Source organism: Janthinobacterium sp. 35 (assembly GCF_002754575.1).
GTDB classification, from domain to species: Bacteria; Pseudomonadota; Gammaproteobacteria; order Burkholderiales; family Burkholderiaceae_D; genus Janthinobacterium; species Janthinobacterium tructae.
In genome coordinates this window covers 343,054-367,965 of the sequence record NZ_PEFN01000001.1, presented here as the reverse complement: position 1 = coordinate 367,965, position 24,912 = coordinate 343,054, and the positions used below count along the sequence as shown (strand labels likewise).

Annotated in this window: 26 protein-coding genes; 11 read left to right on the top strand and 15 right to left on the bottom strand. The window is 65.2% G+C overall.

All coding sequences use genetic code 11. The annotated features are described in order from the left end of the window. Positions 1-21: 21 nt before the first annotated feature. Positions 22-864 carry an ATP-binding cassette domain-containing protein gene (locus CLU93_RS01645; RefSeq protein WP_099759727.1) on the top strand — a complete coding sequence of 281 codons (843 nt, stop codon included), beginning with the start codon at positions 22-24 and terminating at the stop codon, positions 862-864. On the opposite strand, the gene CLU93_RS01640 is transcribed toward CLU93_RS01645, so the two are convergent. Both CLU93_RS01640 and CLU93_RS01635 read right to left on the bottom strand, forming a co-directional pair. Beyond that, on the bottom strand, positions 809-1,531 hold the full coding sequence (locus CLU93_RS01640; RefSeq protein WP_099759726.1) for an HAD-IA family hydrolase: 723 nt from the start codon (positions 1,529-1,531) through the stop codon (positions 809-811). The two genes, CLU93_RS01645 and CLU93_RS01640, sit on opposite strands and share 56 nt — an antisense overlap. Before the next feature lie 55 nt (positions 1,532-1,586). Further along, a complete protein-coding gene (locus CLU93_RS01635; protein ID WP_099759725.1) occupies positions 1,587-2,042 on the bottom strand; it encodes an META domain-containing protein in 456 nt (151 codons plus the stop codon). Between the two features lie 148 nt (positions 2,043-2,190). On the opposite strand from CLU93_RS01635, the gene CLU93_RS01630 reads away from it, so the two are divergent. From CLU93_RS01630 to CLU93_RS01615, 4 genes are all read left to right on the top strand, one after another. Next, positions 2,191-3,120 (top strand): hypothetical protein, encoded by a 930-nt coding sequence (locus tag CLU93_RS01630; RefSeq protein ID WP_099759724.1) that lies wholly within the window; start codon positions 2,191-2,193, stop codon positions 3,118-3,120. Then, the gene (gene pdxR, locus CLU93_RS01625; RefSeq protein ID WP_099759723.1) at positions 3,117-4,592 is read left to right on the top strand and encodes a MocR-like pyridoxine biosynthesis transcription factor PdxR; all 1,476 of its coding nucleotides are present in this window, start codon (positions 3,117-3,119) and stop codon (positions 4,590-4,592) included. Before CLU93_RS01630 ends, pdxR begins: the two co-directional genes overlap by 4 nt. A gap of 97 nt (positions 4,593-4,689) precedes the next feature. After that, positions 4,690-5,904 carry a benzoate/H(+) symporter BenE family transporter gene (locus tag CLU93_RS01620; protein WP_373629695.1) on the top strand — a complete coding sequence of 405 codons (1,215 nt, stop codon included), beginning with the start codon at positions 4,690-4,692 and terminating at the stop codon, positions 5,902-5,904. Between the two features lie 141 nt (positions 5,905-6,045). Then, positions 6,046-6,588, top strand: a complete 543-nt coding sequence (locus CLU93_RS01615; protein ID WP_071078004.1) for a gamma carbonic anhydrase family protein — start codon at positions 6,046-6,048, stop codon at positions 6,586-6,588. Here CLU93_RS01615 and CLU93_RS01610 read toward each other — a convergent pair. The 7 genes from CLU93_RS01610 to CLU93_RS01580 all read right to left on the bottom strand — a co-directional run bounded on the left by CLU93_RS01610 (position 6,561) and on the right by CLU93_RS01580 (position 12,632). Continuing rightward, the gene (locus tag CLU93_RS01610; RefSeq protein ID WP_099759722.1) at positions 6,561-7,502 is read right to left on the bottom strand and encodes an acyl-CoA desaturase; all 942 of its coding nucleotides are present in this window, start codon (positions 7,500-7,502) and stop codon (positions 6,561-6,563) included. The genes CLU93_RS01615 and CLU93_RS01610 overlap by 28 nt on opposite strands. Then, a complete protein-coding gene (locus CLU93_RS01605) occupies positions 7,502-7,819 on the bottom strand; it encodes a DUF3144 domain-containing protein (protein ID WP_099759721.1) in 318 nt (105 codons plus the stop codon). Before CLU93_RS01605 ends, CLU93_RS01610 begins: the two co-directional genes overlap by 1 nt. Before the next feature lie 70 nt (positions 7,820-7,889). Beyond that, the gene (locus tag CLU93_RS01600; protein WP_099764182.1) at positions 7,890-8,384 is read right to left on the bottom strand and encodes a gluconokinase; all 495 of its coding nucleotides are present in this window, start codon (positions 8,382-8,384) and stop codon (positions 7,890-7,892) included. Positions 8,385-8,392: 8 nt separating this feature from the next. Continuing rightward, positions 8,393-8,896 carry an OmpA family protein gene (locus tag CLU93_RS01595; protein ID WP_099759720.1) on the bottom strand — a complete coding sequence of 168 codons (504 nt, stop codon included), beginning with the start codon at positions 8,894-8,896 and terminating at the stop codon, positions 8,393-8,395. A gap of 16 nt (positions 8,897-8,912) precedes the next feature. Continuing rightward, positions 8,913-10,196 (bottom strand): diguanylate cyclase domain-containing protein, encoded by a 1,284-nt coding sequence (locus CLU93_RS01590; protein ID WP_099759719.1) that lies wholly within the window; start codon positions 10,194-10,196, stop codon positions 8,913-8,915. Beyond that, positions 10,193-10,783, bottom strand: coding sequence for a YfiR family protein (locus CLU93_RS01585; protein WP_243420180.1), 591 nt, complete (start codon positions 10,781-10,783; stop codon positions 10,193-10,195). The genes CLU93_RS01590 and CLU93_RS01585 overlap by 4 nt, the downstream gene beginning before the upstream one ends. A gap of 196 nt (positions 10,784-10,979) precedes the next feature. Then, positions 10,980-12,632, bottom strand: coding sequence for a Na+/H+ antiporter (locus CLU93_RS01580; protein WP_099759718.1), 1,653 nt, complete (start codon positions 12,630-12,632; stop codon positions 10,980-10,982). A 201-nt stretch (positions 12,633-12,833) separates the two neighbouring features. Between CLU93_RS01580 and CLU93_RS01575 the strand changes: the two genes are divergently transcribed. The 4 genes from CLU93_RS01575 (at position 12,834) to CLU93_RS01560 (ending at position 17,761) form a co-directional block, all read left to right on the top strand. Continuing rightward, the gene (locus tag CLU93_RS01575; protein WP_099759717.1) at positions 12,834-14,132 is read left to right on the top strand and encodes a cytochrome c; all 1,299 of its coding nucleotides are present in this window, start codon (positions 12,834-12,836) and stop codon (positions 14,130-14,132) included. Between the two features lie 24 nt (positions 14,133-14,156). Beyond that, complete coding sequence (locus CLU93_RS01570; protein WP_070218230.1) at positions 14,157-14,624, top strand: (2Fe-2S)-binding protein; 468 nt, start codon at positions 14,157-14,159, stop codon at positions 14,622-14,624. Next, on the top strand, positions 14,617-16,935 hold the full coding sequence (locus tag CLU93_RS01565; protein ID WP_099759716.1) for a xanthine dehydrogenase family protein molybdopterin-binding subunit: 2,319 nt from the start codon (positions 14,617-14,619) through the stop codon (positions 16,933-16,935). Before CLU93_RS01570 ends, CLU93_RS01565 begins: the two co-directional genes overlap by 8 nt. A 160-nt stretch (positions 16,936-17,095) precedes the next feature. Then, positions 17,096-17,761, top strand: a complete 666-nt coding sequence (locus CLU93_RS01560) for a dienelactone hydrolase family protein (protein ID WP_099759715.1) — start codon at positions 17,096-17,098, stop codon at positions 17,759-17,761. A gap of 9 nt (positions 17,762-17,770) precedes the next feature. Here the strand turns inward: CLU93_RS01560 and fghA are convergent, their stop codons facing one another. From fghA to CLU93_RS01535, 5 genes are all read right to left on the bottom strand, one after another. Next, the gene (gene fghA, locus CLU93_RS01555; protein ID WP_099759714.1) at positions 17,771-18,637 is read right to left on the bottom strand and encodes an S-formylglutathione hydrolase; all 867 of its coding nucleotides are present in this window, start codon (positions 18,635-18,637) and stop codon (positions 17,771-17,773) included. Positions 18,638-18,693: 56 nt separating this feature from the next. Beyond that, positions 18,694-19,557 (bottom strand): NAD-dependent protein deacetylase, encoded by an 864-nt coding sequence (locus CLU93_RS01550; protein WP_099759713.1) that lies wholly within the window; start codon positions 19,555-19,557, stop codon positions 18,694-18,696. Positions 19,558-19,606: 49 nt separating this feature from the next. After that, positions 19,607-20,278, bottom strand: a complete 672-nt coding sequence (gene lepB, locus CLU93_RS01545; RefSeq protein ID WP_099759712.1) for a signal peptidase I — start codon at positions 20,276-20,278, stop codon at positions 19,607-19,609. Positions 20,279-20,426: 148 nt separating this feature from the next. Then, the gene (locus CLU93_RS01540) at positions 20,427-22,001 is read right to left on the bottom strand and encodes an oleate hydratase (RefSeq protein ID WP_099759711.1); all 1,575 of its coding nucleotides are present in this window, start codon (positions 21,999-22,001) and stop codon (positions 20,427-20,429) included. A 136-nt stretch (positions 22,002-22,137) separates the two neighbouring features. Beyond that, positions 22,138-22,677: a GNAT family N-acetyltransferase gene (locus CLU93_RS01535; protein WP_099759710.1), complete on the bottom strand. Its 540-nt coding sequence runs from the start codon at positions 22,675-22,677 to the stop codon at positions 22,138-22,140. Positions 22,678-22,758: 81 nt separating this feature from the next. On the opposite strand from CLU93_RS01535, the gene CLU93_RS01530 reads away from it, so the two are divergent. Beyond that, positions 22,759-23,151: a VOC family protein gene (locus tag CLU93_RS01530; RefSeq protein WP_099759709.1), complete on the top strand. Its 393-nt coding sequence runs from the start codon at positions 22,759-22,761 to the stop codon at positions 23,149-23,151. 1 nt (position 23,152) lies between these two features. Here CLU93_RS01530 and CLU93_RS01525 read toward each other — a convergent pair whose 3' ends face one another. Next, positions 23,153-23,737: a DinB family protein gene (locus CLU93_RS01525; RefSeq protein WP_099764180.1), complete on the bottom strand. Its 585-nt coding sequence runs from the start codon at positions 23,735-23,737 to the stop codon at positions 23,153-23,155. A gap of 164 nt (positions 23,738-23,901) precedes the next feature. On the opposite strand from CLU93_RS01525, the gene CLU93_RS01520 reads away from it, so the two are divergent. Next, a complete protein-coding gene (locus tag CLU93_RS01520) occupies positions 23,902-24,900 on the top strand; it encodes an HDOD domain-containing protein (RefSeq protein ID WP_099759708.1) in 999 nt (332 codons plus the stop codon). Positions 24,901-24,912 lie beyond the last annotated feature (12 nt).

Genomic DNA, 24,912 nt, shown 5'->3' with positions numbered 1-24,912 from the left:
TGACTGACGAAAGAAGACACCATGCTGCTCGCCCCCATCCAGATCGAAACGGATTTTTTGTCGCACTTCGTGCAATACGATCCCGCCAGCGCGCCGCCGCAGGCCAAGGTCGCGCCGCAAGCTCCTTTGGCGCGCCGCGGCGTGCCTTTGGAACTGACGCAATTGAGCAAGGCGTATGGCGACCGCCCTGTGCTGAACAACGTCGACCTGCAGCTGGAAGCGGGCGAATTCGTCGCCATCGTGGGGCGCAGCGGCTGTGGCAAGAGCACCTTGCTGCGCTCCATCGCGGGGCTGGAAAGCATCGATGAAGGCAGAATCGCCATCGGCAGCGGCGTGGGTGCGCCCGATATTCGCATCATGTTCCAGGAGTCGCGGCTGCTGCCGTGGAAGACGGTGCTCGACAACGTGGCCCTGGGCTTGCCCCGCTCAGTCGGCGCGGCGGCCGCCTCGCTGTGGACGGTGGGCCTGGCCGAACGCGCTGACGACTGGCCGGCGGCCCTGTCGGGTGGGCAGAAGCAGCGCGTGGCGCTGGCGCGCGCCCTCGTGCACGAGCCGCAATTGCTGCTGCTTGACGAGCCCCTGGGCGCGCTCGACGCGCTGACGCGCATCGAAATGCAGCAGCTGATTGAGTCGCTGTGGCTGGCGCGCGGCTTTACGGCCGTGCTGGTGACGCACGACGTGGCCGAAGCGGTGGCCCTGGCCGACCGCGTGCTGTTGATCGAGGAGGGGCGGATTACCCTGGACGTGCGGGTGGACTTGCCGCGCCCCCGTCAGCGCGGCCATGCGGCTTTCGCCGCGCTGGAGCAGACTATCTTGTCGCGCGTGCTGCAGTCGCAGGGTCGGACAACTGCGCCAGCACGATGAACCCATCCGCATCGACGGTTGCCACGATGGCTTCATAATTGTCGATGGCCGGGTGGCGCGTCGCCAGCGGGTGCGCATGCGTGGCGGTGACGACGATGACCTTCGCGCCCGCCGCTTCACCGGCCTCGATGCCGACCGAGGCGTCTTCGAATACCAGGCAGTCACCGGGCGCCACGCCCAGTTTTTCTGCCGCCAGCAGGTAGCAATCGGGCCTGGGTTTTCCTGCCTTGACGTCTTCCGCCGTCACCATGATGGCGGGAATGGGCATGCCGGCCGCCTTCAGGCGCGCCGTCGCCAGCGCGCGCGGCGCCGAGGTGACGATGGCCCATTGCGCGGGGGGCAGCGACTGTAAAAAGCGCAGCGCGCCCGCGATTTCAATAATTCCTTCCACATCGATGATTTCCGCATCCGTGATGCCCTGCGATTCGCGCTGTGCGTCGACGCCGGGCAGGCGCAGTTGGGCGATGGTGTCGACCGAGCGCGCGCCGTGGATGGTGGGCAGGAAGGTTGCCACATCGAGGCCCTGGCGCTGCGCCCAGGTGCCCCAGATGCGTTCGGCGGCGGCGATGGAATTGATGACGGTGCCGTCCATGTCGAACAGAAAAGCGCGGTAGCGGCCGGCGACCGATGGCATTGATGGAGACGGCGGCGAGGGCAGTGCGGACATGGCTTCCTTCCGGATGATGGACTGGAAGCCATTGTAACGGCAGTCGATTTTTATTTCACAGGTAGACCGATTCAAAGCGGGCCACGGGCGCGCCATCCTTGAGCAGGATCAGCTTCTCGCCCTCAAGCTGGTAGCCCGTCACGCTGTTCAAATTGGCCAGTACCGCGCTTTCCAGCTGCATCAACGGCGGCGGGCAGGCCATGCGCGTGCCAGCCAGTTGCGTGAAACGCAGGGCCGTGCCGGACAGCGTATAGCCGCCCATCACGCGGTTGCAGCCCGTAAAACCTTGGACCTTGCCATCGTCGGTGAGGGTGATGCGCACTTCGCGCTCCTGCTGCGGCGCCATCGCCACGGCAGCCCCATCGAGCTGCGTCAGCTTCCAGTAGGTATTCGTCAGGCTGGCCTGCGGCGCCAGGGCGTTGTCCGGCTTGGGCCTGTCGCTGGTGGCGGCGCAGCCGCCGGCCATGGCGATGGCGGCGGCAAAAGGAAGGTATTTCAGGCGATGCAGCATGGGATGCTCCTGTGAGGGGGAATGCCTGCAGACTAGCAGGTTTTGCGCGCCGCTCAGCGCACGGCAGCGGTGATTGTTTCCTTTTTGCCAGTCCTGGCATTAAACTCATGCTTTCTGCTGTTTCAACCTTGATCGGGGAGCCGGGCCGATGCTGCAAGCGCAAGCGCTGGATAATCGACTGGTCGCCACCACTGGCAACGACGTGCTGGTCGACCGCATCGTGCCCGGCGCGCCGCTGGTGATCGCCTTCGGCTTCGTTTCGTGGACCTCGCGTCCCGCCTTCGATTTTTATGGACGTCTGCGCAAGCTGGAGCAGGTCAGCGGGCAGCCGCTGAACAAAATCCTCGTGCGCGATTCGGGCAACGCCTGGTATCACCGCCAGATCGCGGGCCTGGGCAGCCACGTGGATGAAACGGCGCAGGCCTTGCGCGAGCTGGTGCGCCGCATCGCGCCCAGTACCATCACCACCCTCGGCCAGTCCATGGGCGCGTATGCGGCCGTCATGTTTGGCTTGCTGCTCGATGCGCAGCAGATCGTCGCCTTCGGGCCGCTGTCTTTCCTCGACGTGCAGCAGGCGCGTTTGTACCATGAGCTGCGCTGGCTGCCCGTGATGGAGTCGCTGGCGCAAGACCCGCCGCTCTCGGGTTACTATGACCTGGCGGCCCTGTGCCGCGCCAGGGCGACGGATAAAACGCAGCTGCACCTGGTGTTCGGCACGCGGCCCGACGCGGCCAACCCTGGCGCCAGCGAATCGGTGAACCTCGACGCCATGCACGCGCAGCGCCTGGCCGCTTTCGGCCGCTGCACCTTGCATCCGTATCCCCAGTCGGGCCACGCGGTGGTGCAGCACCTGATCGATACGAAGCGCATCAACGGCTTGCTGGCCAGCTGCATACTCGGTCTCACTTTGGCGCCCGAGCCGATGCCGGAGATCGGCGCCGCCTGGCAGGACTGGGTGGCGGAAAACCTGCGTTTGGGCTGCGCCAGCGAACAGCTGGTGGCGGTGCTGCAGCAGCACGGCTTTTCGCACGCCAGCAGCATGGCGGCCGTGGATGCCGCCCGCGCCAAGGCCCTATGACACCGCAGTTCGAACTCGACACCCTGAAAATCCGCCTCGCCGCGCCCGAGCTGGCGGCGCTCGACTTGCGCGTGCGGGTGCAGCGCGCGCTGCGCCAACTGATACTCGATGGCGTGCTGGCGCCGGGCCTGCGCCTGCCGGCCACGCGCGCGCTGGCGCAGTCGCTGGGCGTGTCGCGCGATACGCTGGAAATGGCGTATGCACAGCTGCGCCTGGACGGGTATATTCAGCGGCAGGCGGGATCGGGCAGTTTTGTCTCGCCGACGATAGGCGCGAGCTTGCTGGGCAAGCCTGCGGCTGCGCTGCCGCCCTTGTCCGCGCAGCCGGTGGCCCTCAGCGCGCGCGGTGCGCAGATTCTCGCCAGCGGCGGCGTCACCGACCAGCAGAGCGTCAAAGCTTTCGCCACGGGCTTGCCGGAAACGCGCGCCTTTCCCCTCGACGTGTGGGAACGCTTGCGGCGCCAGGCGGCCGGCGAACACCGTGCCGGCGTCCTGCTGCACGGCGACCCGCAAGGTGCCGCACCGCTGCGGCAAGCCATCGCCGACTATGTGAATCTGGAGCGGGGCGCGCGGGCCACGGCAGATCAGGTGCTGGTCTTGAGCAGCACGCGCCAGGCGCTGTACCTGTGCGCGCAAGTGCTGGCCGATGCGCATGGCCCGATATTGATGGAAGACCCCGGCTATTTTGGCGCCCGCAAGGCGTTCGAGATGGCGCAATTGCGGGTGCTGCCCGTGCCCGTCGACGCGCAGGGCTTGTCGATCGACCACTTGCGGGCGGACCGCAGCGGCGCCAACACGGTGTACGTCACGCCGTCGCATCAATACCCGACGGGCGTCACGCTGGCGCTCGAGCGCCGCCTGGCCCTGACGGCCTGGGCTGCCGAGCGCCAGGGCTGGATCATCGAAGACGATTACGACAGCCAGTTTCATTACGCGGGCTTGCCGACGGCGTGCGTGCAGGGGCTCGACACGCAGCAGCGCACGATCTATCTGGGCACCTTCGCCAAGTCGCTGTATCCAGGCCTGCGCATCGGCTACATGGTGCTGCCGCCCGCGCTGGTCAAACCGATGACCTATGCGCGCAGCATCCTCGATGGCCACACGCCGCAACTCGATCAATTGACACTGGCCCGTTTCATCGCGGACGGCCATTTCGCGGCCCATGTGCGCGCCATGCGCAAGGTTTACGCCGTGCGCCGCGACGCGATGGCGCAGGCCGTGCGGCGGCACTTGCCGCACGTGGTCACGGCGCAGCTGCCGCCGGGTGGCTTGCAAATGCCGTGTCTGCTGCACGAGGGCAGGGTAGAGCTGGACACGCTACGGCAGGCGGCGCAGGCGGGCATCGTGCTGCCGGGCCTGAGCCGGCTGTATGCGACGCCACCAAAGCGCGGCGGCTGGCTGCTGGGCTTTGCGGCGCTCACGCCGCACGAGATCGACAGCGGCATCGTGCGCCTGGCGCGCGCCTTGGGCTGATGCCGTCAAAGTGGTCTGTTATATGTGTTTGAATTGGACTGCTTGAGCAGTCCATGTGGCCATTAAGATGCTCCCTTTCAATGGCAGGGGCATCCACATGACAACAACCACCACCACCACCACGAGCGCCGCCATGGCCGACCGGCTGCACTGGCGCGATCTGGCTGCCCCCACGATGGCCGCCTGCATCTCCGTGCTCGTCAACTATGGCGGCACCTTCGTGCTGGTATTCCAGGCGGCCCAGCTGGCCCAGCTGAGCGCGGCGCAGACGGCGTCCTGGGTCTGGTCGCTGAGCATCGGCGTGGGCGTGACGGGCATCTGGCTCAGCTATCGCTACCGCGCGCCCATCATCACGGCCTGGTCCACGCCCGGCGTGGCCTTCCTGGCCACCGTCATGCCGCACACGCCGTATGCCGAGGTGATTGGCGCCTATATGGTGTCCGCCATCGCCTTCATTCTGCTGGGCATGTCGGGCGCCTTCGAGCGCCTGGTGCGATGGATTCCTGGCGGCATCGCGGCGGGTTTGCTGGCAGGCATCTTGCTGCAGTTCGGCGTGAACGCGTTTGGCGGCGCCAGCGCCGACCCGCTGCTGGTGGTGGTGCTGCTGCTGTCGTACGCCGTGCTGCGCCGCTTCACAGCACGCTTTGCCGTGGTCGGCATCATGCTGATCGGCCTGGCACTGCTGCTGGCGCAAGGGCGCATCGATGCGCAAGGCATCGAACTGGCCCTGGCCGCGCCCGTCTTCGAGATGCCGCGCTTTTCCGTGGCATCGCTCTTGGGCGTGGCGCTACCCTTGTTCCTGATCACCCTGACGGGCCAATACATGCCCGGCATGCTGGTGCTGCGCAATGACGGTTACCCGGTCAGCGCCAATCCCATTTTGACGGTGACGGGACTCGGTTCGCTGCTCATGGCGCCGTTCGGCGCGCACGCCTTCAACGTGGCCGCCATCACGGCCGCCATCTGCACGGGCAAGGATGCGCATGCGGAGCCGTCGAAGCGCTATGTCGCGGGGCTGGCCTGCGGCGTGCTGTATATCCTGGTGGGCATCTTCGGCGTCACCCTGGCCAGCCTGTTCATGGTCTTGCCGCGCAGTTTTATTACGGCGCTGGCGGGCTTGGCGCTGCTGGGCGCCATCGGCAACAGCCTGGCGCAGGCGATGGCCGACGTGCGCATGCGCGAAACAGCGCTGATCACTTTCCTGGCGACGGCGGCGAACGTGACCCTGCTGGGCGTGGGCGGCGCCCTGTGGGGACTGGCAGCGGGCTTGGCGGCGCACGTGCTGATGCATGGCTGGCGCAAGGCGGCTTGACGGCGGCATAGCCATTTTGCCAGCCGCCGCATACAATTGCTGCGCCCGTGCCCGTTGGCACAGTACTTTCCCCGATGTGAGCGATGGCCGCCGGCTGGGTGTGAATGTTTACTTTTACTATTAATGAAGAGTGAGAAAGCGATGCCTGTCAGTTCCTACCTGAATACCCGTCCTGTGCTGGGCGAAAGAGTCTACCTGCATGACACGGCGCAAGTGATTGGCGATGTGCAGATCGGCGACGACTGTTCCATCTGGTGCAACAGCGTGCTGCGTGGCGACGTCAACCGCATCGTCATCGGCGAAGGGAGCAATATCCAGGACTTTTCCATGGGCCATGTGTCGCACAAGAATGCGGCCAAGCCCGACGGTTCTCCCTTGACCATCGGCAAATACGTGACCATCGGCCACTCCGTGATCTTGCATGGCTGCAGCATCGGCGACGAATGCCTGATCGGCATGGGCAGCATCGTCATGGATGACGTGGTGGTGGAAAAGCACGTGATGCTGGGCGCGGGCAGCCTGGTGTCACCGGGCAAGGTGCTGGAAAGCGGCCATCTGTACGTGGGCCGGCCCGCCGCCAAGGTGCGCGCACTGACGGAGGCGGAGATCGCCTACCTGCGCTATTCGGCCGAACATTATGTGCGTGTGAAGAACAATTACCTGGCCGGTGGCGACGACGCCTGATTGTCGGCATGATCGAGGCGGCGCAGTTCCGGCCGCGGCGCCAGGTCTTGCGGCAGGCGCAGGCCGGATACCAGGCCCATGCGTTGCCACAGCAGCAAGACCCACCAGCCCGGGTCCCATTCGCCCGGCAGCAGGCCCAGCCTGGCTGAGCCCGGATAGGCGTGGTGGTTGTTGTGCCAGCATTCGCCCATGGTCAGCAGCGACGTCAGGCGGATATTCCTGCCTTGCACGGCGGCGCCATCGACATGAAAGTGCATTTGTCCATGGTTGTGGGCAAAGTAGCCGATCAGCCAGTGGCCGAGCACGCCGGCGCTGACCCTGGCGCAGACACCCCAGCAGACGAAACCCCAACCGCCCCAGGCAAAGAACAGCAGCGCCCACGGCAGTTGCTGCAGCATCCAGGTACTTTCCAGAAAACGGTAAAAGCGGTCGTGCGCGATGCGCGGCTCGATGGTGATGCGCGGTGGATGGTCGAGGTCCAGGCGGCAGAACAATTGCCACCAGGCATCACGCCAGAAGCCGGCGCCGTGGCGCAAATAGGGGTGGCAGTCGGGCAGGCGCTGGGCATAGTCGCGCAGCTCATGCTGGCGCAGCAGGCCCAGCGGGCCGCTGAGTCCCACCAGCACGCCCAGGTAGACGAGTACATATTCCAGCCATTGCGGGCATTGATAGCTGTCGTGGATCAGTTTGCGGTGGCTGCCCAGCGAATGGCCGAACAGCAGGACGATGGCCGTGCTGATGACAAACAGCAGCAGGCCCGTCCAGCTGAAGAAGAACAGGGCGCCAGTCACGGCACCGGCCAGCATGGCTGTCAGCCACAGCGATGGCAAAGGCGCATGGCGCACCGCGCCGTCAATGACGCTGCCGGCGTGCGTGGCGCGGGCGCGGTGGCTGTCCAGGCTGGCAACCGTCATCAACCCTCGGGGGCCGACGACGGTTGCGTGTACTTGTCGAAGTTGGTGATGTAGTCGTTGAAGTTGTCGGTCAGCATGCGCTTGTACTGTTCCGTGAAGAACGCCACGGCGCCTTCCTTCTCTTCCTGCATCTTCGCCACGTCGTTGCTCTTGCTGGCGACGAGGAAGGCGTTGAAGCGGGCGGCTGCGTACAGCAGCGAGGTGGCCACTTCATTGCCGCCGCTATGCTGGCATTGCTCATTGGCCAGGGCGATGACCTGGTCGGCGCGTTCCCAGAATTCCGGGCCCGGTGCTGGTTTTGTCGTTGGTGTGTTCATGAAAATCCCTATGAAAGTGCGCGCCAGTCTACACAGGGGGGCGCAGGCTGTCCAGCCGCGCGGCTGCCGGTCAGGGCGCTTGCAGGATCTGTTCGACCAGCACGGCGAGCGGCTGGCGGATATCGAGCACGATGCCGTCTTCGTCTGGCTGCAAGGGCTGCAGGGTGGCCAGCTGGCTGTCGAGCAGGCTGGCCGGCATGAAATGGCCGGGGCGCTGCAGGCGGTGCTCCAGCACGGCGCGCGGGCCGTCCAGGTGGACAAAGCGCAGGGCCGGGTCGCCCTCGCGCAGCACGTCGCGGTAGGCGCGCTTCAGGGCCGAGCAGGACACGACCAGGCCGCTGCCTTGCGCGCAGGCCGTGGCGATGCGTTCGCGCAGGGCGGCCAGCCAGCCGGCCCGGTCGGCATCGTCGAGCGCAATGCCGGCGGCCATCTTGGCCACGTTTTCCGGGGCATGCACGTCGTCGCCTTCCACGTACGGCACGTGCAAGGCGTCGGCCAGCAGGCTGCCGACGGCGCTCTTGCCGCAGCCGGAGACACCCATCACGACCCAGCGCACGGCGGGCACGCCCACGTTCAAGGCGCCGAAACGATGACGGTGACGCGGCGGTTTTCTGCCTGGCCAGCCTTGGTGGCGTTCGAGGCGACGGGCTTGCTCATGCCCATGCCCTTGACGACGATATTGCCGCGTGGAATGCCGACCACGCCCATCGCATCGGCCACCACGTTGGCGCGCGCCAGCGACAGCTTGTTGTTGAGTACTTCGGCACCTTCGTTGTCCGTATGGCCTTCCACGCGCATGTGGCTAATGCCCACTTTCAGCAGGGCGGCGCTGATTTTCTGGATGGCGGCCCGGCTCGGGGCCGTCAGGCTGGAAGCGCCGAAATCGAACAGCAGCTTGTCGGTAAAGCTCAGCTCCCAGCCTTCGTCCGTCTGCTTGAAGCCCTGTTCCGTCAAGGTGGCGACTTGCTCGGCGTTGAACAGCGGTTTGGTCTCTGGCGTGCTCTGGCAGGCGGCCAGCAGGCCCAGCATGAACAGACCGAGGAAGCCGCGGCGTAATTGTGTGTAGATGAATTGCATGGTGTTGCTCCTTGGTTCAGGGGTGAGTGTGGGGGTGAGTGTGGGGTTGCGGCAGGCGCGCCACCTGGCGCGTGCCGCGCTGCGCCTGCTTGGCGCGGTACATGGCTTCGTCCGCCGCACCGACCAGCGAGACGGCGTCGATGGCGTGATCGGGGAAGACGGCCACGCCGATGGTCAGCGAGGTGACGATGCTGTTGCCGGTAGGCAGTTCAATGGCTTGCGCCATGGCGGTGATGATGTTGTCGGCGATGTGCATGGCGTCGCTGCTGTTGCGCAGCGGCTTGAGCAGGATGGCGAATTCGTCGCCGCCCAGGCGCGCCACCAGGTCGCCCTCGCGCAATTGCTGCTTGATGCGCGCGGCGATCGTCACCAGCACGCGGTCGCCCGAGGCATGGCCGAAGGTGTCGTTGATGTATTTGAAACGGTCGCTGTCGAGGAACAGCACGGCCACCTTGCCATTGCCGATGCGCGCTTCGAGGATGGCGCGTTCCAGCTCCGCTTCCATGAAGGCGCGGTTCGACAGGCCCGTCAGGCTGTCGTGGTTGGCGCGGTGCGACAGCGAGGCGTGTTCCTTTTGCAGATGGCTTTGCCATGCCTCCAGTTCGTCGAGCAGGGCGTTGAAGTCGTCACTGATCTGGTTCAGTTCGGCGATGTTGGCGGGCGGCACGCGCAATTCGAACGAGCGGTCGCGCCGCACGCGGTGCGCCGTTTCCGCCAGGTGGCGCAGGGGCGAGGTGATTTCCTTTTCCATGCGGCGCGACAGGCGCACGGCGACGACCAGGCTCAGCACGAGGCAGGCGAGCAGGCAGGACAGGCCGCTTAGCAGGAAGGGCAGCAGGCTGCGGCTGTGCGGCACCAGGGTGATGCTGCCGATGGCCTGCTCATTGCGCATGACGGGGAAGGTCAGCGAATCGGGCAGCATCCAGCCCGTCAGCGCGCGTTCGATGTAATAGCGCGTGCCGTGTTCGCCCCGTTCCCAGCGGGCCAGCACCTTGCCGGCCATGTCGCTCACCTGCGCCTGGTCGATATCTTCATTCACGCCGATCAAGGCCAGCGCTTCTTTGGCTACCAGGGCGTCGCCAAAGACGACGGCCCCTTCCACCGTGTAGCTCATCGAGCGGGCCACCAGGCGCAGGTTCTGGTCCGAATACACGCGCAGGGCCAGCAGCGCCACGGCCGTCAGGGTCAGGCCGGCCGCCATCACGGCAATCAGCGACACGCTCAGGTGGGCGCGCCGCAGCACGCTGTCGAGCGTGCGGCGGGGCTTGCGTGCCAGTTTTGGGGGCATGCTGGCGCTCATGGCTGCGGTGCCTTGCGACGTGCAATTTGCAAGGCGTTCGGATGCACGCGCAGGCCGCTGCGGGCGATGGCGTCGAGGTTGACGTCAAAGCCGATCTGCGCGTCGTTCAGGCGCAGGCAGAACATGGTGCCCACGCTGCAGGCCGTGCCGGGTTCGGCGACCGATAAAATCGGCTTGCCGATGATCTGCGCCAGCAGTTGGTCGCGTTCGCCCTCGGGCAGGCTGCCCAGGTAGATGACGTCGCATTCGCTGGCAGCGGCGGCCGCCGCCGGGACTTTCACCCGGATACGCTGGCCCAGGCTGGAGGCGGGCTTGTCGACGATGGCTGCCCCATAGCGGGGCACGCCGAGCATGCAGACGCGCACTTCCGGGCGCGCCACGGGCCAGCGCACATAGCTGATGATGCCAAACAGGACCTGGGCCACCTCGGCCGGTCGCCTGGCGTCGGCCGCCGCGCCCGTCTGCGCCCACGCCGCGCACGGGGTCAGTGCGCCGCAGGCGAACAGCGAGGCCAGCAGCGAGGTCAGCAGCACTGCGAGCAGGGCGGGCGGCGCGCAGCGCTGCTGGTGGCGGTGGGAGGAGGGCACGGCGTCGGGTATCTTTATGCAGGTCGGGCGGCGATTCACATCCTTACTCAACAACACAGACTGTACGGAAGTCCATGCTGAAAGTAAATGATGGCGCTACGCCATAAAGCTTGCATTATAAACACGAATGCCGAAACTTGCATTCTTTACCATGATAATTAACTGATCGACACTATTATCGTGCTACAGAGTGTTGCTATTCTTCCAGTGTCGCTTCCAGCAAGTCGATTTCGCGCAGCAGTCGCAAATGGATGGTGTCGTCGAGTTCGCCCGAGATGCGGCGGCGGTACAGTTCATCGCGTTCCGCATTCAGCGCTTCCAGGCGCAGCGCCCGCTCGGCCTTGGCCAGTTCCTGCAGCCGCGTCGCTTCGTCGTTGCTGCTTTCGCCGTACGCGAGGCGGCGCCGGTAGGCTTCGATCAGGCGGTTGGCCGCCTCGGTGACGACTTGCTGCTTGTCATTCTTGTCGATGCCTTCGCAGACTTTTTCCAGCCGCGCGATGGCCGCTTCGGCGGCAGCGGCGCGGGCATCGCGCTCTTCCGTCGAGCGGCGCGCGGGCGGCGCGAACACCAGGCCCTTGGTCAGCAAGGGCAGGGTGACGCTGGCCAGTATCAGCGACAGCAAGATCACCCCCATGGCCAGGAAGATGACCAGGTCGCGCGCGGGGAAACGATTTCCGTCAGGTAAGAACAACGGCAGGGTCAGGATGCCGGCCAGGGTCAGCGCACCGCGCACGCCCGCAAATGAGGCCACCAGCAGCAGGCGCAGGCTGGGACGCGCCAGCAGCGCCGCGTCCTTCGGTTCGCCAGCCATTTTCTTGTGGTGCTTGAACAGGGTCAGTTTCATGGAAATGAAGACCCAGATGAAGCGCATGAAGGTCAGCCCTACCGTGATGGCGATGACGAACAGGGGCAGTTTCCAGGCGCTGCCGGCGCCGATTTCGGCCGATGCTGCCGGCAAGCCGGCCACGGTGGTGGGCAGTTGCGCGCCCAGCATGACGAAGATCACGCCGTTCAAGACCAGTTGCACGGTATCCCACACGGCCTTGCGCTGGGTGCGCGTGGCGGCCAGCGGGCGGCCGATCAGGTCGGCGTAATGCATGGACACGCCCGCCGTGGCGGCGGCCAGGATGCCCGAGCCGTGGATTTGCTCGGCGCCCAGGTAGGCGGCGAACGGAATCAGGATGCTGATCAGGATTTGCAGGCCCGGTTCTTCGCCGACCTTGCTCACCAGCCATTTATTTGCCAGGCCCACGCCCCACGAGATGGCCAGGCCGATGACGATGCCGCCGCCTGCTTCTTGCAGGAAGCTGAGCGAGGCGGCGCCGATGGAAAAGCCGCCCGTCATCATGGCGCCCACGGCAAACGTGAAGCAGACCAGGCCCGAGGCGTCGTTCAGCAGCGATTCGCCTTCGAGGATGTGCATCAGGCGCGGCGGGATCGGGTTGCCGGCGGCGATCGCCGAGACGGCCACGGGGTCGGTCGGCGACAGGATGGCGCCCAGCGCGAAGGCGACGGCCAGCGGCACGCTGGGGATCAGCCAGTCGATGAAGAAACCCATGCCCAGCACAGTAAACAGCACCAGGCCGATGGCCAGCATCAGGATCGAGCGCGCATCGGAAAAGAAGGCGCCCTTGGGAATGCGCCAGCCATCGAGAAACAGCAGCGGCGGAATGAAGAGCAGGAAGAAAATATCGGGATCGAGCGGTACTTGCACGCCAAACAGGGCCAATCCCGTGCCGCCGGCGATCTGGATCAGCGGTAGCGGCAGCTTGACCCAGCGCGAACGGGCGATGAAGCCGCACAGGACGACGCTCAAGACGAGGATGAGGATGATGGTAACGGTATGCATGAAGGAGCGGCGGCGTGCTGAAACGCTGATTATAAGGCGCAGCCCGCGCATGGCGTTACCTGCGTGTCAATGCGTACATACAACAAGTCACAATCGCGGTAAGATTCTCCCATTCATTGCCACAATCTGCCCTGCTGCTGCCGTCCGTGCGCGGCAGGCGCGTGCTTAGCCTTGTGCTTGGCCTTTTACCGGACTCCTGTTTTGCTCAAAAAGATTTTCACCGGCCTGCTGCTGTCGCTGGCATTGCTCATCGTGGCGGCGCTGGCTGCCTACTTGTATTACTGGCGCCCCGCGCTGGCGCCCATCGATCCGCCCGCCGCCACGGCATTTTCCCCGCAAGTGGTGGAGAAGGGCCGCATTTTGGCCGGCATGGGCAATTGCGCCGCCTGCCATACGGTCCAGGGCGGCGCCGACTACGCGGGCGGCCATGGCCTGGCCACGCCGTTCGGCACGATCTACGCGACAAATATCACGCCGGACCGGCAGACGGGCATCGGCCGCTGGTCGCTGGCCGCCTTCCAGCGGGCCATGCGCGAAGGCGTGGGCCGCGATGGCGCCCATTTGTATCCCGTCTTTCCGTACACGCATTTCAACCTCGTCTCGGACGCCGACCTGACGGCCTTGTACGCGTATGTCATGACGCGCCCGCCCGTGTATGCGGTCGCGCCTGCCAATAGCGTGCCTTTCCCCCTGAATCTGCGTCCCTTGCAGGCGGGCTGGAAGTTGCTGTTTTTCAAGCCGGCCAGTTATCAGCTCGACCCCGCGCAAGGGCTGGACTGGAACCGGGGCCGCTACCTGGCCGAGGGCCTGGCGCATTGCGCCGCCTGCCACACGCCGCGCAATGCGCTGGGCGCCGAGCTTGCCGGCTCGTCGTATCTGGGCGCTTCCATCGATCACTGGTATGCGCCGGCCTTGACCAGTGCCAACACGGCACCCTTGCCGTGGACGCAGGACGAGCTGTACGCCTTCCTGCGCACGGGAGCGACAACCCTGCACGGCGTGGCGGCCGGCCCGATGTCGGCCGTCGTGCACGAAGGCATGGGTGCGTCGCCCGACAGCGATATCCGCGCGCTGGCCACGTATTTTGCCGGCGTGGCCGGCGCAGAGCAACGCCAGATCGATACCGATACCGTGGTCAAGGCGGGCATCCAGCGTTCGCAGCGGGTCAGCCTGGTCGACAACGACCGTGGCGCCAGCCTGTACGTGGCCGCCTGCGCGTCGTGCCACTCGAACAGCGACGGCCGGCCCGCGGCCCTGCGTCCGGAACTGAGCCTGAACAGCGCCGTCAGTGCGCCCGATCCCGCCAACCTGATCCAGGTGATATTGCACGGCATCAGCAAGGACGAGGCGATGCCCGGCGTGCTGATGCCCGGTTTTGGCGCGTCGCTGACGGACAACGACGTGGCCCAGCTGGCAGCCTATCTGCGCCGCAGCCGCAGCACCCAGCCCGCCTGGACGAACCTGGAAGCGGCGGTGGCGCGCGCGCGGGCCGGCAAGTAACTCTTGAAAGTATCTTGAATATTTATGTATAACATTACCGTGAATGGCCAGCCCTTCGGCACCGAAGCCGACGCCGAGACGCCCCTGTTGTGGGTGCTGCGCGACGAAGCTCATTTAAAAGGCACCAAGTTTGGCTGCGGCATCGGCATGTGCGGCGCCTGCACCGTGCACGTCGATGGCCGTGCCATGCGCTCGTGCATCACGCCGATTGCCGCCGTGGCCGGTTGCGCCATCACCACCATCGAAGGTCTCTCGCCCGATGGCACGCACCCGCTGCAGCGGGCGTGGTTGGCCACGCAGGCGCCCCAGTGCGGCTATTGCCAGTCGGGCCAGATCATGCAGGCGGCCACCTTGTTGAAAGACTATCCGCAGCCGACGGATGCGAATATCGATGCCGTCATGAGCGGCAATCTGTGCCGCTGCATGGCGTATGTGCGCATCCGCAAGGCAATTAAACTGGCGGCTGGCATGCAGGAGGCGCCCGGTGTTTAAGCTGCCAAAAGAAAATTCTGCTGCCCATCCCAGCGCGCTGGGACGGCGCGGTTTCCTGATCGCCGCCGCCGGCACGGGTTTTACCCTGGCCTTTTTGCGCGCCGACAGCTCTTTGGCCGCTGGCAAGACGGCGCCCGCGCCGCCCGTCAAGCCTGCGGCGCCCGTGTTCGACCCCAGCATCTGGTTCCAGATCGGGCGTGACGGCATGATCACCGTGAATATCGCCAAGGCGGAAATGGGCCAGCATATCGGCACGGCCCTGGCGCGCATCGTGGCCGAGGAGCTGGAAGCGGACTGGAGCAAGGTGCGCCTGCATTACGTGGACACGGACCCGAAATGGGGCTTGATGGTGACGGGCGGCAGCTGGTCCGTCTGGCAGAATTTCGATCCGCTCAGCCGTGCCGGCGCGGCTGGCCGCCTCGCGCTGGTCGAGGAGGGCGCGCGCCTGCTGCGCGTGCCCGTCTCCGCCTGCGACGCCCGGCTGGGCGTCGTGCATGGGCGTGGGCGCTCGATCAGCTATGGCGACATCGTGCGCCGTGGCAAGCTGGCGCGCCAGTACACGCCCGGGCAATTGCAAGCCATCGTGCTGAAAACGCCGCAGCAGCGCAGGCTGATCGGCCAGCAGGTGCAGGCGCTGGACATTCCGGCGAAAATCAATGGCACGGCCGTGTACGGCATCGATGCGGAAGTCGAGGGCATGCTGTATGCGCGCCCGAAGATACCACCTACGCGCTACGGTTCAAAAGTCGTCTCCATCGATGATACGGCCGCGAAAAAGGTGCAGGGCTATTTGCGTTCGTTCGCCTTGCAAGACCCCAGCGGCACGGTGCCCGGCTGGGTCATGGTGGTAGCCGACACGTATGCGGCCGCCATGCGCGCGGCCGACCTGGTGCAAGTGAAATGGCGGGCCGGTGCGGCGGCGCACGTGTCGGAGCAGGATATCGTCAACTATGCGGGCAAGCAACTGGCCGATGCCAGCCTGGGCGCCCGCGTGGTCGATGATGATGGCGTGGAACAAGCGTTCAACGATGCCAGCCTGCAACTGGAACGCCACTACTCGACCAGCACCGTGCTGCATTTTCAGCTGGAACCGGTGAATGCGCTGGCGCAGGAAATCGACGGCGTCTGGCATATCCATGCGGGCAACCAGTGGCAATCGTTGATCCTGCCCGTGCTGGCGCAGGCGCTCAAGGTTGCGGAGAGCAAGGTCATGCTGCATACCTATCTGCTGGGCGGCGGCTTCGGCCGGCGCCTGAATGGCGATTATTGCGTGCCGGCCGCGCTGGCGGCGCAAGCCGTGGGGCGGCCCGTCAAGATGATTTGCACGCGCTCCGACGATGCGCGTTTCGATTCGCCCCGTTCGCCATCCGTGCAGCATGTGCGCATGGCGTTCGACGACGCCGGCAAGGTCTCGGCGATGGTGCACGAAGCGAGCGCAGGCTGGCCCACGCAAGCGATGATCCCCGCCTTCCTGGCCAAGGATACGCAGGGCCATCCGTACGACCCGTTCGCCATCGCTGGCGCCGACCACTGGTACACGGTGGGCGCGCAGCGCGTGCGGGCCGTGTCGAACGACCTGGCCAACAGCAGTTTCCGTCCCGGCTGGCTGCGTTCCGTGGGTCCGGGCTGGACGAATTGGGCCGTGGAAAGTTTCATGGATGAGGCGGCGCAGGCGGCCAAGGTCGATCCGCTGGCCTTCCGTCTGTCGCTGTTGCAGGGCACGGGGCGCAATGCGGGCAGCGCGCCGAACGCCGTTGGCGGCGCCGCGCGCCTGGCCCACGTGCTGCGGCGGGTGGCGGACAAGGCGGGCTGGGGCACGGCCATGCCGCCCGACACGGGCCTGGGCATTGCCGCCACGTTCGGCCAGGAGCGCGACATGCCGACCTGGACGGCCTGCGTCGCGCGGGTGAAAGTGGACCGCAGCACTTGCATGGTGAAAGTCGAAAAGCTGTTCATGGTGATCGATGCGGGCAGCATCGTCGATCCCGATGGCGCGCTGGCGCAGGCGGAAGGGGGCGCGCTGTGGGGCGTCAGCATGGCCTTGCATGAAGGCACGGCTTTCCTCAACGGCGAAGTGAAGGATACCAACCTGAATACCTACACGCCGCTGCGCATGGCCGACGTGCCCGAGCTCGACATCGAATTTGTGGCCAGCACGGCAACTTCGACGGGCATGGGCGAGCCGCCCACGACGGCCGTGGCGCCAGCAATTGGCAACGCCATCTTCGCCGCCGTGGCCTCGCGCGTGCGGCATTTGCCGATCCGCCCGGAAGCCGTGCTGAAGGGGCTGGACCGGCACGGCGCCGTCTGATGCGGGCGCGCGGCAAAATGACGTGCGCTGCGCGTGAACGGGCGCAGGCTGCTACACTGAGGATAGCCGCTCAGGGCGCGCAGGCGGCGCCCGGTCTGGCAACATCAGCGCAATAGCAGCTTTATGTCAGCTTGATCCAAGTTCGATAGCGGAGGCAGCCATGCAAGAACAATTTGTCAGCATCACGGCCGATGAACTTCAAATGGACGGCGTGCTTGAAATGCCCGAGCGGCCCGTGGGCATCGTCTTGTTTGCCCATGGCGCGGGCGCCGATAGCGACTACCTGGGCGCGTCCAGCCACGCCACTTCCCAGGATTTTTTGCGAGCGGGCATCGCCACTCTGCGCTTCGACCAGGGCGGTGTCGGGCCCGGTGGCGGCAGCAATGGCCACGCTTATTTCGTGCGCAGCGATATCGTGCTGCTGGCGCGTCAACTGGAAAAAGCCCTGGGCTGGCTGCAGGTCGACCCGTCCACGCGGCGTTTGCCCTGCGGCCTGTATGGCTATGGCACCAGCGCGGCCGTAGTGATGCAGCTGGCAGCCTGGCGCAGCGCGGAAATCGCCGCACTGGCCGTCTGCGATGGCCAGGTGGAAATGGCGGGCAAGGCGGCGCTGGAAAACGTGCGCGTGCCATCGCTGCTGATCGTGGGCGGGCGCGACCCCGACGTGGCCGGCCTGAACCGCATGGCGTTTGCCACCTTGCGCTGCGACAAACAACTGGAACAGATCGCCGCACCTGGCGGCCCCGACACGCGCCACCAGGCGGCCTTGCTGGCTACCGACTGGTACACGCGCCATTTCAGCGGGCATACCAGTACGGCGCAGTAGGGCAGCAGGTCAGGCGGCGCGCAAGTTCCTCGCATGGAAGCGCACGTGCTCTTCCATGAAGCTGGCGATGAAGTAATAGCCGTGGTCGTAGCCGGCATGGCGGCGCAGTCGTAATGGCTGGCCGGCATCGCGGCACGCCGCTTCGAAGATGTCGGGGTGCAGTTGCTCGGGCAAGAACTTGTCGGCCAGGCCCTGGTCGATCAGGATGCCTGCGGGGAATAGTGGCGGCTGGCCTTGCAGGCCGCGCATCAGCGCGCTGGCGTCGTATTGCTGCCAGCTGGCTGCGTCGCTGCCCAGGTAGCCCGTAAACGCCTTCTTGCCCCACGGACACTGGCTCGGTGCGGCGATGGGCGCGAAAGCGGACACGGAGCGGAACAGGTCAGGGTTGCGCAAGGCCAGCACCAGCGCGCCATGGCCGCCCATCGAGTGGCCGAAAATGCCCGTGCGTTGCGCATCGATCGCCAGTTCCTGTTCCAGCAGGGCGCGCAGTTCCAGCAGGTAGCTATACATCCGATAGTGGCTGCGCCACGGCGCTTCGGTGGCATCGACGTAAAAGCCGGCGCCCGCGCCGAAATCCCAGGCATCCGTCTCGCCCGCGATATTCGCGCCACGGGGGCTGGTGTCGGGTGCAATCAGGATCAAGCCTTCCTCGGCCGCCACGCGCTGCGCGCCGCCCTTGATCATGAACGTTTCTTCCGTGCACGTCAGGCCAGCCAGGTAAAACAGGGCGGGGCGTTTGGTGCTGACCGTGGCGCCTGGCGGCGTATCGGGAATGAAGGCCGAGAAACGCATGGGCAAGCCGATGGCGTGCGCGTCGTGGCGATAAAAGCGTTGTACGCCGCCAAAACAGGCGTGTTCACTCAACAGTTCCAGCATGAATTCTCCTCGTTAATGCCACAGTATAGCCAGAGTGGCGCGCCGCTGGCATGGCATCAGCCCAGCATGGCCGCTATTGCAGGCAAGATGTCCTGCGCCGGCGCTTCGGTCTTGAAGGCCAGCAAATGGTCGGCGCGCGTCTTGCCCAGGTTGATGGCGGCCACGGGCTTGCCCGTTTCGGCCGCCATGCGGCACAGGCGAAAGCTCGAATACACCATCACGGACGAGCCCACTACCAGCAAGGCGCTGGCCGCCTGCATCTTGCTTTCCGCCTCGGCCGCGCAGGCGGCAGGCACGCCATCGCCGAAAAACACCACGTCTGGCTGCAGGGTGCCGCCGCAGCGGGGACAGGCGGGCAGGTGGAAGGTGGCCAGTTGCATTGGTTCCAGCAAGGCGTCGCCATCGGGCGCCGGCGTGGCCGTGGCGCCCAGCATCTGCGGATTGTCGCGTTCGAGCTGATCCTGGATCAGGCGGCGCGTGTGGCGGGTATGGCAGTCGAGGCATACGACGCCGTGTATGCTGCCGTGCAACTCCGTGACGGCGGCGCTGCCTGCCTGCTGATGCAGTCCATCCACGTTTTGCGTGACCAGGCCGCCGATGTGCTGGCGCTGCGCCAAATGCGCGATGGCCAGGTGACCGGGATTGGGCGTGGCGCGCGCCAGGGTGGGCCAGCCCACCATGCTGCGCGCCCAGTAGCGGCGGCGCACGGCTTCCTGGCGGCGAAAGTCGGGGCCTTGCACGGGCGCATTGCCGCGCCGTACACCGTCCGTATCGCGGTAGTCGGGTATGCCGGACGCCGTGCTGATGCCGGCGCCCGTCAGCAGCAGCACGTCGGGATGGCGCTGCAGGAACTGCGCCAGCTGCTCCAGGGCGGGATCGTCGCTGGCGGCTTGCAGGCTGGCTGAGGAAAAATTTTGCATGATGCGCCATGCTAACCGAAAAGCACGGCGCCGTTGCAAGGGGGGATGTTTACTCCAGCTTCATGCCGAAACGCTGCAGCCGAGGCTGCCAATGCTCGTTAATATTGGCCGAGACGAGGATGCGCTCGGCCCTGCCAATCAGCAATGCGCGTGGCACGAAGCCGAAATAGCGCGAGTCGGCGCTGTTGTCGCGGTTATCGCCCAACATCATGAAGTGGTCGGCCGGCACCGTCACGGGGGCAAAGCTGCGCGCCGCGCCTGCGATTTGCGGCAAGACCTGGATGCGGTGATGCTCGGTCGCGTTACGCTCGCTGATGCGCTGCGCCGTCAGCTGGCCCAGGTGGGCGATGGTTTCGGGCGCCGTGTCGAGCGCCGTGTAGCGGGCGGGCTGGCCATTGATGACCAGCTCTTCATTGCGCATTTCCACCGTGTCGCCGGGCAGGGCGATGATGCGCTTGATCAATCGCGTGCCGTCTTTCGGCGAGGAAAAGGTGACGATGTCGCCCCGCTGCGGTTCACCCAGGCGCTGCAGCACGATGTCGGTGAGCGGCACTTTCAGGTTGAAGGCGAGGCGATTGACGAAGACCACGTCGCCTTCGAGCAGGTTGGGCCGCATGGATGCCGACGGTATGGGATTCCAGTCCGCCACGGCCGTGCGGAATACGCCGAACAGCAGCAGAAACATCAAAAAACCTTTGTTGGCGCGCATCCATGTTGTCATGTTGGCTCTTTCGCTGGGCCGTGCCCGTGAGTGTGAGGGAAGGCGCCATTGCTGCTGGCGCCCTATCCACCATGCACGGCGAGGCTGAAGCCAGTCTTAAATCAGGCGCCTGCGCGGCCGATGTTGCGCGCAAGCGTCAGCAACGAGACTATTTGAACGCCTTGATGACGGCATCGAGCTTGACCTTGAGCGACTTGTCGTGCGCCTGGATGGCCGGCACGTCGCGCTGCACGCCGAGCAGCTGGTAGACGGCCGTCTGCGCCGCGCGCACCGAGTATTCCACCGTGAAGACGACATCGTCGGCGAGCTCCACGAACTGGCTGACGAAGGCCAGGTTGACGGAGTTGGCCGGCACGGGCAGGGGGCGGTCGCTCTTTGCGCGGGGCATGAACATGCTGGTGATGTAGGGCATGCGGCAGGGAATGCAATTAGCCGTGGCCATGATGTCGAGGTCGAAGTTCAGGTGGCCGCACAGCTCGCGCAGGATGTCTTCGCCGCTGCATTCGGACATGGGCTTGGCGACGAAGTTGCCGATGCGGTCAGGGTGCAGCGCATAGCCCCAGAATACTTGCACGCCCTCGGGCTGGCCGGCGAAATGGGGTTGGTGCGCCAGCACGATGGACATGAACCAGTTGCTGTCCTTGAAGGTGACGAGGCCGCCCGTGCCCGCGCTGTTGCCCGTGAATTGCTCCATCCGGTCAAAGAAGGCGCTGTCTTTCAGGGTGACCGTGTACGAGGCCCAGTACGATTCGGGGATGCTGCTGTTGAAGGCGGCTGGACGGCCCAGCGCCGGGCGGCCTTCGGCCAGTTTTTCCCACAGCAGCCAACCCTGGCTGTCGGTTTTCGTGCGCTTGGCCGGTGCGCTGTGCATGCTGCCATAGCTGGCGGCATCCGTCATCGATGCGTTCTGGAAAAACACCAGGTCGTCGGCGGCGACGGGAATCACGTCGGCCAGGCCGCGCCGCTGGCAGTGCAGGGCGGTGGCGGTCAGGCGGCCTTCGGGTTCCTGGACCTCGATATCGGTCACCGTGCAATCCATGATGATGTTGACGCCTTGCTCCTGCAGCCACGCGACCAGCGGGCGCACCAGCGAATCGTACTGGTTGTAGACGGTGCGCTTGACGCCGGCCAGGGTTTCGATGCGCGAAAATTCCATCATGAAGCGGTGCAGATAGCGCTTGAACTCGACGGCGCTATGCCAGGGCTGGAAGGCAAACGTGGTGGCCCACATATACCAGAACTTGGTGTCGAAGAATTCGGGCGAGAGCCAATCCGTGATGGCGCTGCTGCCCAAGGTGTCTTCATCGGCTTCCGTCAGCTTCAGCAGTTCCAGCCTGTCCTGCATGGAAAAGCCCATGCTGCTGACATCAACCTTGAAACGGTTGCGGTCGACCAGACGCGCGCGCGAGTGGGGAATGTGCCGTTCGTTGAAGGCGATGGTTTCATCGTAGACGCTCTGGCCCGCATGTTCGAGCGAAGGGATGCTCTTGAACAAGTCCCAGGTGCACTCGTAATTATCGGTGGTCAGCATGCGCCCGCCGCGCAAGGTATAGCCATCCTCGGCGTTGCCGCCGCCATCGAGGCTGCCGCCCGTCACGGGCGATGTTTCGAAGATGGTGATGTTGCTACCTTGCATGCCGCCGTCGCGTATCATGAAGGCGGCCGCAGCCAGCGAGCCGATGCCGCCGCCGACCAGGTAGGCTTTTTTGTTTGTATTGGTCATGGTTTTCCCCTGAATGTGAGCGCATCCGCATGCGCGAAAGGCTTGCAAGCGGCACGGCCGATGTCGTGCCATATTTGCCTATTTTACAACGTCAGGGGGAGGCTCGGCGGATAAATAGAGCGTTCGTTCGGTTTTTTCAGGCGACAGCGCGTTCCTTGCGCCGTTCAAAGTACAGCAGATCCGACCAGGCATCCTGGAAGCGCATGGCTTTTTCCGAGTGGCCATATTGGTGAAAGCCGTTGCGCTGCATGACGGCGATCGACCCCATGTTTTGCGGCCGCGCTGTCGCTTCCACGCGCCACAGTTCCAGTGTGCCGAACGCCTCTTCCAGCAACAGGGCGACCACGCGCGTGGCGTAGCCGCGTCCGCCGAACCGTTCGCCGATGCGATAACCGAGCGTCGCCTTGTTGAAGTAGGGGCGCGTGACGGCCGTCAGATTGACCCTGCCGATGATTTGTCCGTCCAGCTTGGCCAGATACTGGTAAGCGAGGTCTTGCTGGCGCTCGCGCTGCGCCTGCTCGATGGCGGCGGCGATGGCTTCCTGGTGGTAATAGGACGGTGCGCGCGCCGTGACCCAGCGTTCAAAATACGCACGGTTGTCCAGTTCGAAGGCCAGCAAGGCGGGAAGGTCGGCGCTGGAGGGCGGGAGCAACTGAAGGCGGTCGAGGTCTGGCATGGAAGCGTGTCGGAAAGCGATGCGCCATTATAATCAGCTGGCGCATTTTGCCGCACATGCTTGAATTCATGAAGGAGCAGCATGCTGTCCCATCTCTGCCTCGGCACCAACGACTTTCCCCGCGCCTACGCCTTCTACACGGCCCTGCTGGGAGAACTCGATTTGATCGAAAAGTTTCATGATCCGGCCCAACCCTGGGCCGGCTGGATGGCGCGGGACGCGCCGCGCCCCCTGTTCGTGCTGACGGCGCCGCACGACGGCTTGCCGGCGACGCCCGGCAATGGCCATATGACGGCCTGGCTGGCGGCCAGCCGCGCCCAGGTGGAGCGCAGCTACCAGGCCGCGCTGGCGCTGGGCGCCGTGTGCGAGGGGCCACCTGGCTTGCGGCCCCATTATCACGCCAATTATTATGGCGCCTACTTCCGCGACCTCGACGGCAACAAGCTGTGCGTCTGCTGCCACGCCGAAGAATGATTCAGCGCGGGCCCCAGACGTCGTCTTCCGTCCAGCCCAGTTCCAGGAAATCCTGCGCCCGCTCGCTTGCCTCGCCGGCGCAATAGAATTCGTCGAGCTGGGGCGGCGCGATGCGCGTGCCGGCCAGCATGGCGTGCACTTGCCCCCGGTGGTGGATCTGGTGCTGGAACACATGCGCCAGCAGGCGCTGGCGTGTGTCGATTTGCGGATTGTCGCGCAAGATCGTCACGGGCCGCGCCAGGTCCGCATCGCACAGGCTGCGGCAATGCGCGATCAGGCGCAGGTCCGAGGCGCGCTGCGCCGCGTGCAGGGCCGTGCAGTCGGTAAATGGCTCGTCCGTTTCAAAGAAGACATAGCAGTCGGCGTGGGGCGCTGCGCCGCGCAGCTCGCGTTCGAGCGCGTCGAGATAAAACCAGTCGCATGTGAGGATGTGGTTCAGCGTGAAGCCGATGGTGGGGAAAAAGCTGACGCGCGTGGCCTGGAACTCGGCCTGGGTCAGCTGCCCGCACGCTTTCAGCAGGCGGTGGTTGGCCCAGGCGTTGTTGTACGCCTGGCTGGTGATGTAGTGCGCGAGTGGATTGTTCATGATGGATCGCTGGTTGAGCAGGGCAGGGTGCATGTCGTGCCACTTTAGCATGTTGCGGCAGGTGGACAAAGCGCTTACGCCCGCTGCACCAGCGCTGCTGTCATCAAGTAAAATCACGGAGCGAACTTCGCGATAATGATGCAAACAGGGCTTGGGATAGCAAAATGGGTTGGATAGGAAAATTACTGAACGGCGGCGACGAAAAAAACAAGCCTGCGCCAGTCACGGCGGCGGCCGCGCCCGAGGCGACGCTGCAGCCAGCCACCATCACCGAAATCGATGCCATGTACTACCGCTGGCTGGCGGCTGCGGCTGCGGGTTCTGCGCAGGCTCCGGCGGAGACCGAACAGCAGATTCTGGACGAATTGGCGCGCCTGGTGCGTGAACCGATCGCTGGCGCCGCGCTGGTGCCGCGCATTCCAGCCATCATTCCGCAGTTGATGCGTACCTTGCAAGATGAAAACATGAGCGCGGCCAAGCTGTCGGCCCAGCTGGCCCAGGACGTGCTGCTGGTCGCCGAGGTCTACCGCGAAGCGAACCGGCCCTGCTACCAGTCGCGCTACAACGCCAGCCCGTCGATCAACAACATGGAAGGCGCCATCATGCTGCTCGGGCAAAACGGCATGCGCATGCTGCTCGCCCGCGTCGCCTTCCGTCCCATCGTCAGCATGCAGAGCGGCGGGCTGACCGTGCGCACGGCGCCGCTGATCTGGCGCCAGTCCGAAAAATGTGCGCTGGCGGCCAGCCTGGTCGCGCCGACGATGCATGCCAACGCCTTCGATGCCTATCTCGCGGGGCTGATGGCCAATGTCGGCCTGGTGGTGGCGTTCCGGCTGATCGACCAGATGCATGGGCCCGATGTCTTTCCGCAATCGGACGCCTTCATTGCGCAAGTGTTTGCGCAAGCGCGCATCTTGTCGGTACGCATCGCCGAATTGTGGGAATTTCCCCAGTCCGTAACCCGCGCGATCGGGCAAGTGGGCGTTGATGCCAGCGCCGATGCCGATCCGCAGGCGCAGGCGCTGGCGCTGGGCGAGCGCTTGAGCAAGCTGCGCATGCTGGCCGATAGCGGCCGCTTTCCTGCCGACGATCCTTTCGTGACGACCGGACTCGGCAAGGGTGAGCTGCTGGCGTTTGGCAAACTGGCCGACGACGACGAGTGATGCCAGCCGCGT